Genomic DNA, 13129 nt, shown 5'->3' on the forward strand with positions numbered 1-13129 from the left:
CGTGAAGGACCCCGCACCGGGAGCCGGTGCGGGGTCCTTCACGTGTCGGGCCGTCAGCGGCAGATCAGTCGACGCCGGGCACGGCTACGGGGTATCGCCGAGAGCGAGTCCCGCACATTGATCACCACCCGATACGCGCCCTAGTACCGGCCCTTGCCGGTCTTGTAGGCCACGATCCAGCCCTTGCGGTCGTAGTCGTCCTTGCCGTAGTACCACGTGTTTCCCGCGGAGCTGGTGGCCTGGCACACGGCCCAGAAGTGGCCGGCGAAGTCGAGGCCGTATCGCTTGGAGTACGTCTCGCCGGGGCCGCTGCGGACTGCGGCCCCGGCAAGGTCCTCCACGGTCCGCCACTGGTTGGTGATGTTCTTGGTGCAGTAGCTGCTGTCCAGGGCCGATGCCGTGGGCGCGGTTGCGAGAGTGGTGCCGAGAACAGCTACGGCAACTGCCGCCGACGTGGCGGCAGTACGGGCGAGGCGGCGCGTAGAACCGCGCGCCTTGAGGTATATGGACACAAAGGCCTCCTGAAAGAGAGGGGGAGGTAACCCCCGGAGTGTTGACACAGGGGTTCATGCTGCGAGTGAGAGCTTAACTGTCCTGTGGTGGTGCTGTTCGAACGCCATCGGGGAGAGGGATCCTCCGACCTGCGGTGGTGTCTCGGTACCCATGGCTGTACGCCGGCACCCCAACGCCGTATGCGGTCGAACCTCGGGTGCCGGTGCGCACATTCACATCGACGGGAACGCCACGACTGCACTGCCGGACCGTGACCGGATCCGACTTTCTCCAGAGCACCCGCGTCGTACGACGCCTTCGCCGACGAATACGCCGCTGGTGTCGAGAACATCATCGTAGGACGGTGTGCCCGGGTTCGTTCGTCCCGCAGGCGATGCGCCATTCCGCCGAGTGAAGCAGAAACGGCCCCGCACCCGTGATGGGTGCAGGGCCGTCTCGTAGGCGTAACCGCTACAGCTTCTCGATCACGTAGTCGATGCAGGCCGTCAGCGCCTGGACGTCCGCCGGGTCGATCGCCGGGAACATCGCCACGCGCAGCTGGTTGCGGCCCAGCTTGCGGTAGGGCTCCGTGTCGACGATGCCGTTGGCGCGCAGCACCTTGGCGACCGCCGCCGCGTCGATCTCGTCCGCGAAGTCGATCGTGCCGATGACCTGCGAGCGCTTCGCGGGGTCGGTGACGAACGGGGTCGCGTACTTGGACTCCTCGGCCCAGCCGTACAGGTTCTGCGACGAGGCGGCCGTGCGGCCGGTGGTGAAGTCCAGGCCGCCCTGGGTGTTCATCCACTTCAGCTGCTCGTTCAGCAGGAAGAGCGTGGCCAGGGCGGGGGTGTTGTACGTCTGGTTCTTCAGGGAGTTGTCGATCGCCGTGGGCAGCGAGAAGAACTCCGGGATGTGCCGGCCGGACGCGTGGACGCGCGCGGCGCGGTCCAGGGCCGCCGGGGAGAACACGCCGATCCACAGGCCGCCGTCGGAGGCGAAGGACTTCTGCGGGGCGAAGTAGTAGACGTCCGTCTCGGTGATGTCGACCGGCAGGCCGCCCGCACCGGAGGTGGCGTCCACCAGGACGAGTGAACCCTCGTCGGCGCCCGCGACCCGCTTGATGGGGGCTGCGACACCGGTGGAGGTCTCGTTGTGGGTGAACGCGTAGACGTCGACGCCCGCCTCGGCCTTCGGGTCCGGGTGGGTGCCCGGGTCGGAGGCGATGACGGTGGGGTCGGCCAGCCACGGGGCGAGCTTGGCGGCCTTCGCGAACTTCGACGAGAACTCGCCGAAGTTCAGGTGCTGGGACTTGTTCTCGATGAGACCGTGCGTCGCCACGTCCCAGAAGGCGGTGGAGCCGCCGTTGCCCAGGATGACCTCGTAGCCCTCGGGGAGGGAGAAGAGGCTGCGTACGCCGTCACGTACCTCGCCGACCAGGTTCTTGACCGGGGCCTGGCGATGGGACGTACCGAGAAGAGAGGTGCCGGTGGCGGCCAGCGCGTCGACCGCCTCCGTCCGCACCTTGGAGGGTCCGGCGCCGAAGCGTCCGTCGGCGGGCTTGAGGTCAGCGGGAATCTGGATATCGGCCACACGCCGGAGCGTAGTCCCTCGGGGACACGGTCCGGGACCGTGTCCGTCGGATGAGACGCGCGCTCCGGCCCGCGGACGGCCGACGCGGTGGGGAAGATCAGCCCAGGTCGACCGGGAGCTCGTACAGGTCGTTCTGGGTCACGATCGGCTTGTTACGGAGCTCCGAGGTCGGTACCGCGAGGTCCAGGTCCGGGAAGCGCTCGTACAGCGCCGGGAGTGCCACCCCGGCCTCCAGCCGGGACAGTGCGGCACCCGGGCAGACGTGCGGGCCGTGACCGAACGCGATGTGGCGGTTCGGGGAGCGGGTGGCGTCGAAGTCGCCCGCGGTCGGCCCGTACTGCTTCTCGTCCCGGCCCAGCGCGCCGAAGGAGACGATGAGTGCCTCACCCTTGGGCAGCACCTTGTCGCCGACCTCGACGTCCTCGGTGGCGAACCGGATCAGGACGTGCGAGGTGGGCGTGTTCCAGCGCAGGGTCTCCTCGATCACGTTCTCCCACGGGATCTCCCCGCTCAGCACCCGCTTGCGCTGCTCGGGGTGCGTCTGGAGCGCCTCGACGACGTTGACGACCAGGCTGATCGTGGTCTCGTGACCGGCCGCGATGATCAGCTGCAGGGTGTTGACGATCTCCTCGTTGGTGAGGTGGTCGCCCTCCTCGGAGGCCGCGATCAGGGCGCTCGTCAGATCGTCGCCCGGGTTCGCCCGCTTGTCGTCGACGATCTTCGTGAACAGGGCGCCGAGGTCCGCCATCATCTGCGGGACCTCCTGGGGCGGCGTCTGCGTCGAGAAGAACTTCTCGAACAACTCCTTGAGCCGGGGGTGGTCGGCCGCGTCCACGCCCATCAGCTCGCTGATGACGTTCATCGGCAGGGGGTAGGCGAACTCGGCCTTCAGGTCGACGCGTTCGCCCTTGGGGAGCGCCGCCAGCCGGTCCAGGCTCGCGTTCGTCAGCGCCTCGATGCCCGTCCGCAGCCGCTCCACCCGCTTCACGGTCAGCGCCTGCGCGACGAGGGCGCGCAGCCTGCGGTGCTCGGTGCCGTCCACCGTGAGCATCGAGCGGCCCGGGTTGGCGAGGCCGATCAGCGGCCAGTCCATCGGTATCTCGCCGCGCTGCCACGCGTTCCAGACGTTGATGTCCTTGACCACACGGCTGTCGGTGAGCAGCTGGCGCGCCTCGGCGTGATGCGTCACCGCGTAGCAGTGCACCCCGCCGGGCAGCTCCACCTCGGCCAGCGGTCCGGCGGCGCGCAGCGCGGAGCTCTCCGCATCGAGGTCGGCGACAAAGGGATCGAGGACGATCCGGGTCATTTCTGTCCTCCAAGGGCGGGAGTGGGCGTGAACTGCACCGGCAGGTCCGTCAGCCCCCGCAGCCACGGGGACGGGCGCCGGGTGAGCCGGTCCGCGGGGACGGCGAGGTCCACGTCCGGAAGCCGGTCCAGGAGCACCTCGATCCCCGTACGGGCGACGACCTCGGCCGTCTCCTGCGCGGGGAACGGGCAGCGGTGCTCCCCGTGGCCGAAGGAGAGGAAGGCGTTGTTGCCGCCGGTGAGCGTGGAGCCGTCGGTGCGCACCTGCGGGTCGCCGTTCGCGGCGGCGATGCCGAGGAGCAGCAGGTCACCGGAGCGGATGTGCCGTCCGCCGAGATGGGTGTCGCGGGAGACCCAGCGGCCTGCCACGTTCTGGGTGGGGGTGTCCTCCCAGAGCACCTCGTTCATGGCCTCGGCGACGCTGTGGCGGCCGCCGGCCAGCGACGCGGCGAAACGGTCGTCGGTCAGCATCAGCCGCAGCGAGTTGCCCATCCAGTCGGCGGTCGGCTGGTGGCCCGCGGCCATCATGACCATGAGGTCCTGGGCGACCTCCTCGTCGGTGAAGCCGCCGGGGTCGTTCAGCATCCTGGTCGCGACGTCGTCGCCGGGCTCGGCGTGCTTGTCGGCCAGGAGCTGGAACATGGACGCGCCGAGGAGCTGCTGGCCGGCCAGGGCCCGCTCGCGGCCGTCGATCATGTCGTTGAGCGCGCCGACGAGGGCGGAGCCGACCTCGTTGCTGAAGCCGTAGAGCTTCGCGAGGATCAGGGCGGGGAGCAGCATGGCGTACTCGGCGATGATGTCGGTCCGGCCGGTGGAGCAGAACCGGTCGATGAGGCCGTCCGCGAACTCCTCCGCGTACCGCTTCAGCGCGAACGGATCGACGGCTTCCAGCGCGTTGCTGATCATCGCGGCCCGGACGCTGTGCCGTTCGCCGACCGTGTAGAGGATCGAGGGCTGCTTGCGGCCGATCATCGGGAGCAGCGGCCACGTGTCGGGGATGTTGTCCCACTGGTTCCACAGGTCGGAGTCCCGGCTGAAGAGCACCGGGTCGTTGGTGACCTGGTGCAGCTCGCGGTAGCCGAGGATCAGCCAGGCGGGTACGTCGCCGTCGAGCACGACCGGAGCCACGGCGCCGTGGTCGCGCCGCAGGTCCCGGTACAGCTGCACGGGGTCGGTCTGGAACCGCTCCCCGGACAGGGGTACGGAACCGTGGGACACGGGGCACTGGGTCACGGCGTGGGCTCCGGGGTCTTTGCGGCCGCCGCCGAAGCCGGGCTTCCTGCCAGGGCCGCCTCGGCGGTCCGGGAACGGGCGACGGAGAGTGCGTGGAGGTGTTCGACGAGCGTGATCAGGACGTACTTGCTGGAGGACCGGTCCCGGGCGTCGCACTCGACGAGCGGAACATCGGGGGAGAGGTCCAGCGCCTCGCGGATCTGCTGCTCGGTGTGGAGCGGGCCGCCGAAGTCGTTGCACGCGACGATGAACGGCGTGCCGTGGTGTTCCAGCCGGTCGATCGCGTACCAGGAGTCGGCGAGCCGCCGGGTGTCGACGAGCACGACGGCACCCAGGGTCCCGGAGAAGAGGCGGTCCCACAGGAACCAGAAGCGTTCCTGGCCGGGTGCGCCGAAGAGATAGAGGACCGAGCGCGCGTCGAGCGTGATCCGGCCGAAGTCGAAGGCGACCGTGGTGGACGTCTTGGACTGCACACCGTCGAGGTGGTCGACGGCCTCGCCCGCACGGGTCATGGTCTCTTCGGTGTTGAGCGGACGGATCTCGCTCACGGAACGGACCATGGTGGTCTTGCCGACCCCGAAGCCGCCCACAACGACGATCTTCAGTCCGTTGTCGGCTGTCGCCTGCAGGGCGGCACGGTCAGAGGTTGCGGAGTCCAACGAGCACCTGTTCCAGGGTGTCGGTGTCGGGGAACCGGTCCTCGACACGGGCAGTACGGGGATGGCGGGCGCTGATCCGGCCGGTGTCGAGCAGGTCGCAGAGCATGATGCGGACGATGCTGACGGGCAGATTCAGGGTTGCCGAGATTTCGACGACCGCGGTGGGGCGCCGGCACATCCGCAGGATCGCGACGTGCTCCGACTGCATACCGGGGTTCGGATCGCACTCGGCCACCACGAGCGTCACGAGGTCGAACGCGGCCGAGTCGGACCGGCTGCGGCCACCGGTGAGGGTGTACAGCCGGTCCGGGTCGTCGTCGCGTCCGGGGCGGGGGCGCGGCGCCGACGTCATACGTCCGCGGTTTCCACGGCCGTGGCCGCTGCGTCGTCCACCGCTTCGGCGGGAGTGCGCGGCGGGGCGACGAGGTACTCGCCGAGCTGTTCGACGAGTTCGCTCATGTTGTGGCCGACGAGGCCGACGTCGGATTCCTCGGCGGCCACGACCGCGAGATGGGCGCCGGCACCCGCCTCGACGATGAACAGCACACCGCCGTAGAACTCGGCCATCGCTGACCGTACGCCACCCGTGCCGTCACCGAACTCGATGGACGCTCCGTGCGACAGGCTCTGGATCCCGGCGGAGATCGCGGCCAGCTGGTCGGCCTGGTCGACGGAGAGCTCGGGGGTACGGCACAGCTTGAGGCCGTCCCGGGACAGGACGAGGGCGTGCCGGGCGCCGGGCGTGCGGTCGAGCAGCCCCTCCAGCAGCCAGTTGAGCTTCTCGTCGGTGGTCGCGGTCATCGGGTGTTGCCTTCCGGGTGCGGGGAGTTGGCTCGTACCGCCTGGCTGAAGGTGCTGAAGCGCGCTGCCTGGACCTTCGGGTCGGTGGTACGGGGCCTGGGGGAATCGGCTCCGCCGGGGGTGGCATTGCCGGTACGGGATTCGGCGGCGGCCAGGGTGCGGCCCCGGCGGCGCCTGGGCAGACCGCTGTCACCGAACTGGGGGACGGCACCGGTGGATTCGGATGCGGATTCCGGCGAGGACCCCGGCACGGGTCCGGGGGAGCCCTGGTCCTGTGTGTCCGCCGTGGGGGCGGCGGACGGCGTCGCCGCCGTTGCGTGGTCGGGCTCCGGCTCGGGTCGGGCGGCGGGCGCGGGAGCCGGAACGGGCGCGGGAGCCGGAGCACGGGAGATGAGCTCCTGCGGCAGCATCATCAGCGCGCCCGTGCCGCCGCGCGCGGACGGCCGGAAGGAGACGGTGAGGCCGTGCTTGCGGGCCAGCCGGCCGACGACGGCGAGGCCGAGCCGGGTGCCGGACAGGGCCGTGAGGTCCTGGTTCTCGGCGGACACGGCGCGCTCCGCGCGGCGCAGCTGCACATCGCTCATCACCAGACCGCTGTCCTCGACGGTGACGACGATGCCGGCCGGGACCTCCTCGACGTACACATGCACTTCGGCGGTGGGCGGCGAGAAGTTGGCGGCGTTGTCGAGGAGTTCCGCGAGGGCGTGCATGACGCCCTCGGCGGCGTGACCGGCGATCGCCACATCACTGGTGGAGTGCAGGCGGATGCGCTGGTAACTGCCGATACGGCCCATGGCGCCGCGCAGGATCGACTCCATGACGATCGGCTTCGCCCAGCGGCGTCCGGAGCGCGCGCCGGTCAGCACGGCGATGGAGTCGGCCAGGCGGCCCGCCTGGGCGGTGCGGTGGTCCAGGTGCAGCAGATCGCCGAGCACGTCCTCGGCGGTGTGCCGGTGCTCCATCTCGCGCAGGTCGGCCAGCATGCTCGTGGCGAGGGCCTGCATCCGGCCCGCGGCGTTGGCGCAGGCGGCGATCGCAGCCGAGCGCTCGGTCTCACTGCGCCGGGCGCGGGCGGTGAGCCGCTCGGCCTCGGCGGTCAGGCGGGCGCTCTGTTCGGAGGCCTCGGCGGTGACCTGGGCGACCCGGTCGCGCGCCTCGGTGGTGACCCGGGCGGTCTCGGCGGCGGCTGTGGCTCTGATGCGGGCGGTCTCCGCGGTGAAGCGCTGGGCCTCCGACGCGGAGGTCGAGACGAGGCGGGAGGTCTCGGCGGTGAAGCGTTCGGCGTCGGCGGCCCGCAGGGCACGCAGATTGCGCGCGGCGGCGAGCGTACGGACCGTGATGGTCACCGCGGCGCACAGCAGCACGGCAGCGGTGCTCGCCCCCCAGATGACCGGGCTCCGTACCGAGGTGGGCGCGGCGGCGACCGCCCACAGGCACAGGGAACCGGTGACGGCTGCCGAGATCAGCAGGGCGAGTGCGGTTGGCCGGAGTGAAGGGCGCAATCGGAGTCCTCGGGGGCGGACGGTTCGGGGCGGGGGGAAGGGACAATGCGGACGCTACGGTGCGGCTGTGCTGAAAGAACCACAACTGGAGCTGATTGTTCCTGATCAAGTCTTGGCAACTATAGGAGAATTGACGAGTTGTTTGGGGATTCCTTGTGGTTACTTCTGTTTGAAATCTGATTCGAAAGTGGCCGCGGCGGAGCCCTGCGAGCGCCTTCCGTCGAACGGAACGGCGTGACGGGTGGTGAAGTGGTGGTGAATGTGACGGTATGTCCCCTGTGTGAAGCTTGATTTGTCACGATCGTCGCTCACAGGCGAACGGGCGGCTAGTGTGAGCGCTCCGGTGCAGCTGACCCCCAGGTCACGCACCGCCGTATGACACACCGAGCGCCTTGAGGGGGAGGCGCCGCGTGGGCCCCGACGGAGGACGCAGAACCGTGGACGCGCAAGGCCGTGGGCGGGACGAGGGCATCGACCCCGCAGACCAGTGGGTACTCAACCCGGACACCGGTGATTACGAACTGCGACTGACTCCCTCCACAGGGCGATCATCCGCACCGGCTTCCCCCAGAGGCAGCACATCCGGAAGCAGCGCCTCCTCGGGCGGCACCGCATCCGCGCCCTCCCCGCGCCGCCGTTCGAACCCGGCGACGCCGCAGGACGGCGAGGGGACCTCCGTACCCGGACAGCGCGGTGGACGCAGGTCCGGCGGTGGTCGCGGGGACAAGGACGACGCGCGGCAGCCGGGCGGGCGCGCCGCGGGCCGGGCGGGCGGGCCCTCGACGGGGCGCCGCAGGCCGAAGCCGAAGAAGTCGGGCAGGAAGAAGGCGCTGGTGTGGACCGGCGGTGTGCTGGCGTTCCTGCTGGTCGGCGTCGGTACCGCGGGCTACCTCGTCTACCAGCACTTCAACGGCAACATCTCGTCCGTCTCCAGTGACGGGGCCGGGACCGGGGGCTTCAGCAAGGACCGGGCCATCAACATCCTGGTGATCGGGACCGACAAGCGGACCGGCGCGGGGAACGAGGGCTACGGCGACGCGGGCAGCGTCGGCCACGCCGACACGAACATCCTCTTCCACGTCTCCAAGGACCGTACGAACGCGACCGCGCTGAGTATCCCGCGCGACCTGATAACAGACATCCCGGAGTGTCCGACCAAGCTTGAGGACGGCTCGGAGAAGGACATCCCGGGGACGTCCGGCGGGCGTTTCAACACCAGTCTCGGACAGTCGGAGCGCACCCCCAGCTGCACGATGCGGACCGTCACCGAGCTGACCGGCATCACGCCCGACCACTTCATGGTGGCCGACTTCAATGCGGTCAAGAGCCTGACGAGCGCCGTCGGGGGTGTGAACGTCTGCCTCGCCAAGGACATCAACGACAAGGACTCGCACCTGAAGCTGTCCAAGGGCGAGCACACCCTGCAGGGCGAGCAGGCCCTGTCCTTCCTGCGCACCCGGCACTCCGTCGGATTCGGCAGCGACCTCAGCCGCATCGAGATCCAGCAGCAGTTCCTGGGCTCCCTGATGCGCAAGCTGAAGTCCAACGACACCCTGACCAGCCCCACCAAGATGTGGACGCTGGCGGACGCGGCGACCAGCGCGCTCACCGTCGACGACAAGATCGGCGACATCAACAAGCTGCGCAAACTGGGCATGGAACTGGCCTCGGTCGACCCCAAGAACATCACGTTCACCACGGTTCCGGTCCTGGACAACCCGGACGACAAGGCCACCGTCATCCTCGACGAGTCCAAGGCGCCGCAGGTCTTCTCGATGATGCGCGAGGACGTCTCCTTCACCGCGGTGGAGAAGAAGGAGAAGGCCGCGGCGAAGGCCAAGGACGCCGCCAAGCTCAAGGGCGAGATGGCCGACCCGGCCGACGTACGGGTCGACGTCTTCAACGGCGGAGCCCCTGCCGGGTCCGCGCAGGAGGCGCTGGACTGGCTGCAGAACGAGAAGGGCGTACTCAAGTCCGCCAACCAGGCCAACGCACCTGAGAAGGTGGCGAAGACCCAGTTGGTCTACGGCCCCAACCAGGCCGACCAGGCACGCCGGCTGGCCGACCTCATGGGCCTGTCGGCCGCGGCACTGAAGCCGACGACGACGGACGCGGGCGCGATGGACCCGATGGTGCTGACGCTGGGCCCGGACTTCAAGGAAGCGGGCACGCCGCTCGGGGCCCCGCAGAAGGCCCCGGACGACATCCAGCAGGTCCAGGCGGACAAGGCGGTCTGCGCGAAGTAGGGGCACGGGACGGTGGGGCGCTCCTTGCGAGGCCCCACCCCCTGGCTACGCGGGCACTCGCTCCACCGCCCGGATCACCGCCGCGGCCAGCCGCACGTTCTCCGGCGCGGCCCCGCCCGGAAAAGCGAACCGGCGCCGGGTGTAGCCATAGGCGACACCGTGGACCGGATCCGCGAACGCCTCGGACCCGGCGGCCCCCGAGTGCCCGAACGCGCCCTCGCCCAGGGACGGGTAGTGCACCGGCGACGCCTCGAACCCGAGCGCGAAGTGGTCCGGCTCGCCGGTCACCAGATCGGTGCCCGTCCACCGCACCCGGCCGACCTCGGCCAGCGTCTCCGGCTTGAGCAGCGGCGCCCGCCCGTCCACCTCCGAGATCACCGCCGCGTACATGCCCGAGAGCCCCCGCGCCGACGCGACACCGCCGGCCGACGCCTGGCCGAGTGCACGGACGGCGCGGTCGTTGGCGAAGGCGACCAGGTCGACCGGAGGGTTTGACGTCCAGCCGAACGCGAGCGCCATCAGGCCCTCCGGGTCGACGGGGTTCGCCTCGGCCTCCGCGGCCTGCTCCGCCGTGGGCACGGCGGGCCGGATGCTCACGTACCGAGGTTCGAGCGCCTCCGGCAGGCCCAGGTGGAAGTCCAGCCCGTACGGGGCGCGGACCCGCTCCTCGAACAGCTCCTGGATCGACCGCCCCGTTGCCCTGCGCACGACCTCGCCGGTGAGGGCGCCGATCACCAGTGCGTGGTAGCCGGCCTCGGCCCCCGGCTTCCAGTACGGCCGCTGGCCCGCCAGCCGCGCGGCTGTGGCCCGGTCGTCCGCGAGCTCCGCGACGCTGAGTCCGCCGTCCGCCCAGATCACCCCGGAACGGTGCGAGACCAGCTCGCGCACGGTCAGCTCGCCCTTGCCCTCGGCGGCGAACTCGGGCCAGTACGACGCGACCGTCCGGTCCAGGTCCAGGACACCGTCCTGGACGAGCAGGGCGACCACGAGGTGCGCGGCGCCCTTGGTGGAGGAGTACACCGCGGGCAGCGAATCCCCGGTGATCCCGTCCCCGGCCCACAGGTCCACCACCAGGCGGCCGTGGTGGTGGACGGCGAGCTGACCGCCCGGCTCGGTATGGTCCTCGGCGAGTACGGCGGCGAACTCCTCCCGTACGCCCTCGAAGCCTGCCGCAACGGTGCCCTGCACGGTGATGGTGTCGTCCTCGTCCGACATGGTGATGCCCCCTGGAGTGATCGGCTCGGTCTGTGTGTGCACAGCTGCCAACTGCCGGGAACGGACGCTTCATTCCCCGCGGTCGACGATCTCCCGTGCGAGCGCGAACAGTTGGGGCAGGGCGGGGTGGCCGGGCCCGTCCCGCCGGGCCAGCAGGACGGGCAGCGGCGGGGCGTCGTCGAGGGGCCTGTACGCGACCCCGGCGTGCGGGTGCATATCGGCGGTGGACGCGGCGGAGACTCCCGCCCCGCGTCCCGCGGCGATGGCGGTGAGCCAGTCGTCGGTGTTGGCGACGGTGAGCGTGGCGACGGGCCGCGCGTGCGGGGGCCACAGGTCGGGCGTGGTGGTCCCGGAGACGGTGTTCAGGACGACGGCGCCGCCGGTCAGGTCCGCCAGCGACAGCGACCGGCGGGCGGCGAGCGGTCCGTCGGCGGCGACGGCCGCCACCCGGTTCTCGGTGAACAGCAACTCGGTGACGAGCCCCGGGGCGTCCACCGGCCCGCGCAGGAGCGCCGCGTCCACCTCGCCACGGGTGAGACCGGCCGTGCGGTCGTCGATCCGCCTCAGTTCGAGCGGGGTCTGCGGGTGGCGCTGCTGCCAGGTCCGCAGCAGGGGTGTGGTGTAAGGGCCGAACGCCGACCAGGCGTGCCCGAGCCGCAGCGGCCGGTGGCGCAGCCGTCCGGGGTCGACGGCCTCGTCGAAGGCGCCGACCGCGGCGGCGGCCTTGTCCCGGAAGAGGACTCCCTCGGTCGTGAGGGCGAGATGGTGCGTGGACCGGTCGACGAGCCGGATGCCCAGGTGCTTCTCCAGGGCCGCGAGTGTCCGGGAGACGACGGGCTGGGTGAGCCGGAGTCTCGTGGCTGCCCGGGTGACGCTGCCCTCGTCGGCGATCGCGAGGAAGGCCCGTAGATGCCGGAGTTCGATACCGCGTCCGCCACGCCCGCCGCTGCCCTGTCCTGTGCTCATGCGTGGGGAGCATAACGGGAGCGCAATCGGCATTTCACGCGAGGCGCGCGCGTCCCTACGGTGAGAGGACGAGGCCCGCGAGAACGGTGCCGTACTGTAGACCCCTCAGTGCACTCCAGTGAACTTTTCGAAAGGTCCCAGGTGAACGACCCGCGCAGTGCCGCAGAGCCGGCCGCAGCCGTCGCCGTACCGGAGGCGGTGTCCGCGCTCGACGAGCCGGGCCACGGCCGCCCGGGCCGCCCCGGTGCCCGCAGGGCGGCCCTGGGGCCGGTCGCGCTGGTCGTCGCGGGCGGGCTCTCCGTGCAGTTCGGCGCGGCGGTCGCGGTCCTGCTCATGCCGAAGGCGGGCGCGCTCGGCGTGGTCACACTGCGCCTCGCCGCCGCCGCGCTCGTCCTGCTGGTCGTCTGCCGTCCGAAGCTGCGCGGGCACTCGCGTGCGGACTGGGGCACGGTCGTGGCGTTCGGCATCGCGATGGGCGGCATGAACACGCTCTTCTACCAGGCCGCTGACCGCATCCCGCTGGGCGCCGCCGTCACCCTGGAGGTGCTGGGCCCGCTGACCCTTTCGGTCATCGCGTCCCGCCGCCTGGTCAACCTCGTCTGGGCGGGCCTGGCGCTCGGCGGCGTCGTCCTGCTGAGCGGCGGAGGCTTCGACCGCCTGGACCCGGCCGGAGCGGCGTACGCCCTGGGGGCAGGCGCGATGTGGGCGGCGTACATCGTCTTCAGCGCGCGCACCGGCCGCCGCTTCCCGCAGGCGGACGGCCTGGCCCTGGCGATGGTGGTGGCGGCGGTCCTCTCGCTGCCGCTCGGCATCATGGAAGCCGGCTCGAAGCTCCTGGTGCCGTCCACGCTGGCCCTGGGTGCGGCAGTGGCCGTGCTGAGCTCGGTCCTCCCGTACACCCTGGAACTCATGGCCCTGCGCCGTCTGCCCGCCCCCACCTTCGCGATCCTGATGAGCCTGGAACCCGCCATCGCCGCCACGGCGGGCTTCCTCATCCTCGACCAGGCACTCTCCACGATCGATGCCCTGGCCATCGCGCTGGTCATCGGCGCCAGCATGGGCGCGGTGCGCGCCGCGTCGCCGAGAGGGAGGATGGAAGGGAGCTGAGGAAGGGGGCCCG

The 13129-nt window shown here is 70.7% G+C and carries 12 protein-coding genes; 2 read left to right on the top strand and 10 right to left on the bottom strand.

Translation table 11 applies throughout. The features are described 5' to 3' along the window. Nucleotides 1–140 precede the first annotated feature (140 nt). The 8 genes from ACFWBQ_RS28005 to ACFWBQ_RS28040 form a co-directional block, all read right to left on the bottom strand. Nucleotides 141–512, bottom strand: coding sequence for a hypothetical protein (locus ACFWBQ_RS28005; protein WP_385501224.1), 372 nt, complete (start codon nucleotides 510–512; stop codon nucleotides 141–143). 451 nt (nucleotides 513–963) lie between these two features. Beyond that, nucleotides 964–2082 (bottom strand): phosphoserine transaminase, encoded by a 1119-nt coding sequence (gene serC / locus ACFWBQ_RS28010; protein WP_385501230.1) that lies wholly within the window; start codon nucleotides 2080–2082, stop codon nucleotides 964–966. A 97-nt stretch (nucleotides 2083–2179) separates the two neighbouring features. Next, the gene (locus ACFWBQ_RS28015) at nucleotides 2180–3388 is read right to left on the bottom strand and encodes a cytochrome P450 (RefSeq protein WP_385501237.1); all 1209 of its coding nucleotides are present in this window, start codon (nucleotides 3386–3388) and stop codon (nucleotides 2180–2182) included. Continuing rightward, a complete protein-coding gene (locus ACFWBQ_RS28020) occupies nucleotides 3385–4620 on the bottom strand; it encodes a cytochrome P450 (protein ID WP_385501241.1) in 1236 nt (411 codons plus the stop codon). The genes ACFWBQ_RS28015 and ACFWBQ_RS28020 overlap by 4 nt, the downstream gene beginning before the upstream one ends. After that, entirely contained in the window at nucleotides 4617–5279 is a 663-nt protein-coding gene (locus ACFWBQ_RS28025) for an ATP/GTP-binding protein (RefSeq protein WP_385501242.1), read from the bottom strand. The genes ACFWBQ_RS28020 and ACFWBQ_RS28025 overlap by 4 nt, the downstream gene beginning before the upstream one ends. Then, complete coding sequence (locus tag ACFWBQ_RS28030) at nucleotides 5260–5631, bottom strand: DUF742 domain-containing protein (RefSeq protein ID WP_351165367.1); 372 nt, start codon at nucleotides 5629–5631, stop codon at nucleotides 5260–5262. Before ACFWBQ_RS28030 ends, ACFWBQ_RS28025 begins: the two co-directional genes overlap by 20 nt. Beyond that, nucleotides 5628–6080, bottom strand: coding sequence for a roadblock/LC7 domain-containing protein (locus tag ACFWBQ_RS28035; RefSeq protein WP_385501248.1), 453 nt, complete (start codon nucleotides 6078–6080; stop codon nucleotides 5628–5630). The genes ACFWBQ_RS28030 and ACFWBQ_RS28035 overlap by 4 nt, the downstream gene beginning before the upstream one ends. Continuing rightward, a complete protein-coding gene (locus ACFWBQ_RS28040) occupies nucleotides 6077–7582 on the bottom strand; it encodes a sensor histidine kinase (RefSeq protein ID WP_385501252.1) in 1506 nt (501 codons plus the stop codon). The genes ACFWBQ_RS28035 and ACFWBQ_RS28040 overlap by 4 nt, the downstream gene beginning before the upstream one ends. A 437-nt stretch (nucleotides 7583–8019) precedes the next feature. Between ACFWBQ_RS28040 and ACFWBQ_RS28045 the strand changes: the two genes are divergently transcribed. Then, nucleotides 8020–9828 carry an LCP family protein gene (locus tag ACFWBQ_RS28045; RefSeq protein WP_385501260.1) on the top strand — a complete coding sequence of 603 codons (1809 nt, stop codon included), beginning with the start codon at nucleotides 8020–8022 and terminating at the stop codon, nucleotides 9826–9828. A 45-nt stretch (nucleotides 9829–9873) separates the two neighbouring features. Here ACFWBQ_RS28045 and ACFWBQ_RS28050 read toward each other — a convergent pair whose 3' ends face one another. Then, nucleotides 9874–11043: a serine hydrolase domain-containing protein gene (locus tag ACFWBQ_RS28050; RefSeq protein WP_385501263.1), complete on the bottom strand. Its 1170-nt coding sequence runs from the start codon at nucleotides 11041–11043 to the stop codon at nucleotides 9874–9876. A 69-nt stretch (nucleotides 11044–11112) separates the two neighbouring features. After that, nucleotides 11113–12009 carry a LysR family transcriptional regulator gene (locus tag ACFWBQ_RS28055; protein WP_385501264.1) on the bottom strand — a complete coding sequence of 299 codons (897 nt, stop codon included), beginning with the start codon at nucleotides 12007–12009 and terminating at the stop codon, nucleotides 11113–11115. A 141-nt stretch (nucleotides 12010–12150) separates the two neighbouring features. Between ACFWBQ_RS28055 and ACFWBQ_RS28060 the strand changes: the two genes are divergently transcribed. Continuing rightward, entirely contained in the window at nucleotides 12151–13116 is a 966-nt protein-coding gene (locus ACFWBQ_RS28060) for a DMT family transporter (protein WP_385501265.1), read from the top strand. Nucleotides 13117–13129 lie beyond the last annotated feature (13 nt).

It is taken from the genome of Streptomyces sp. NPDC060035 (assembly GCF_042736635.1).
In the GTDB taxonomy this organism is placed as follows: domain Bacteria; phylum Actinomycetota; class Actinomycetes; order Streptomycetales; family Streptomycetaceae; genus Streptomyces.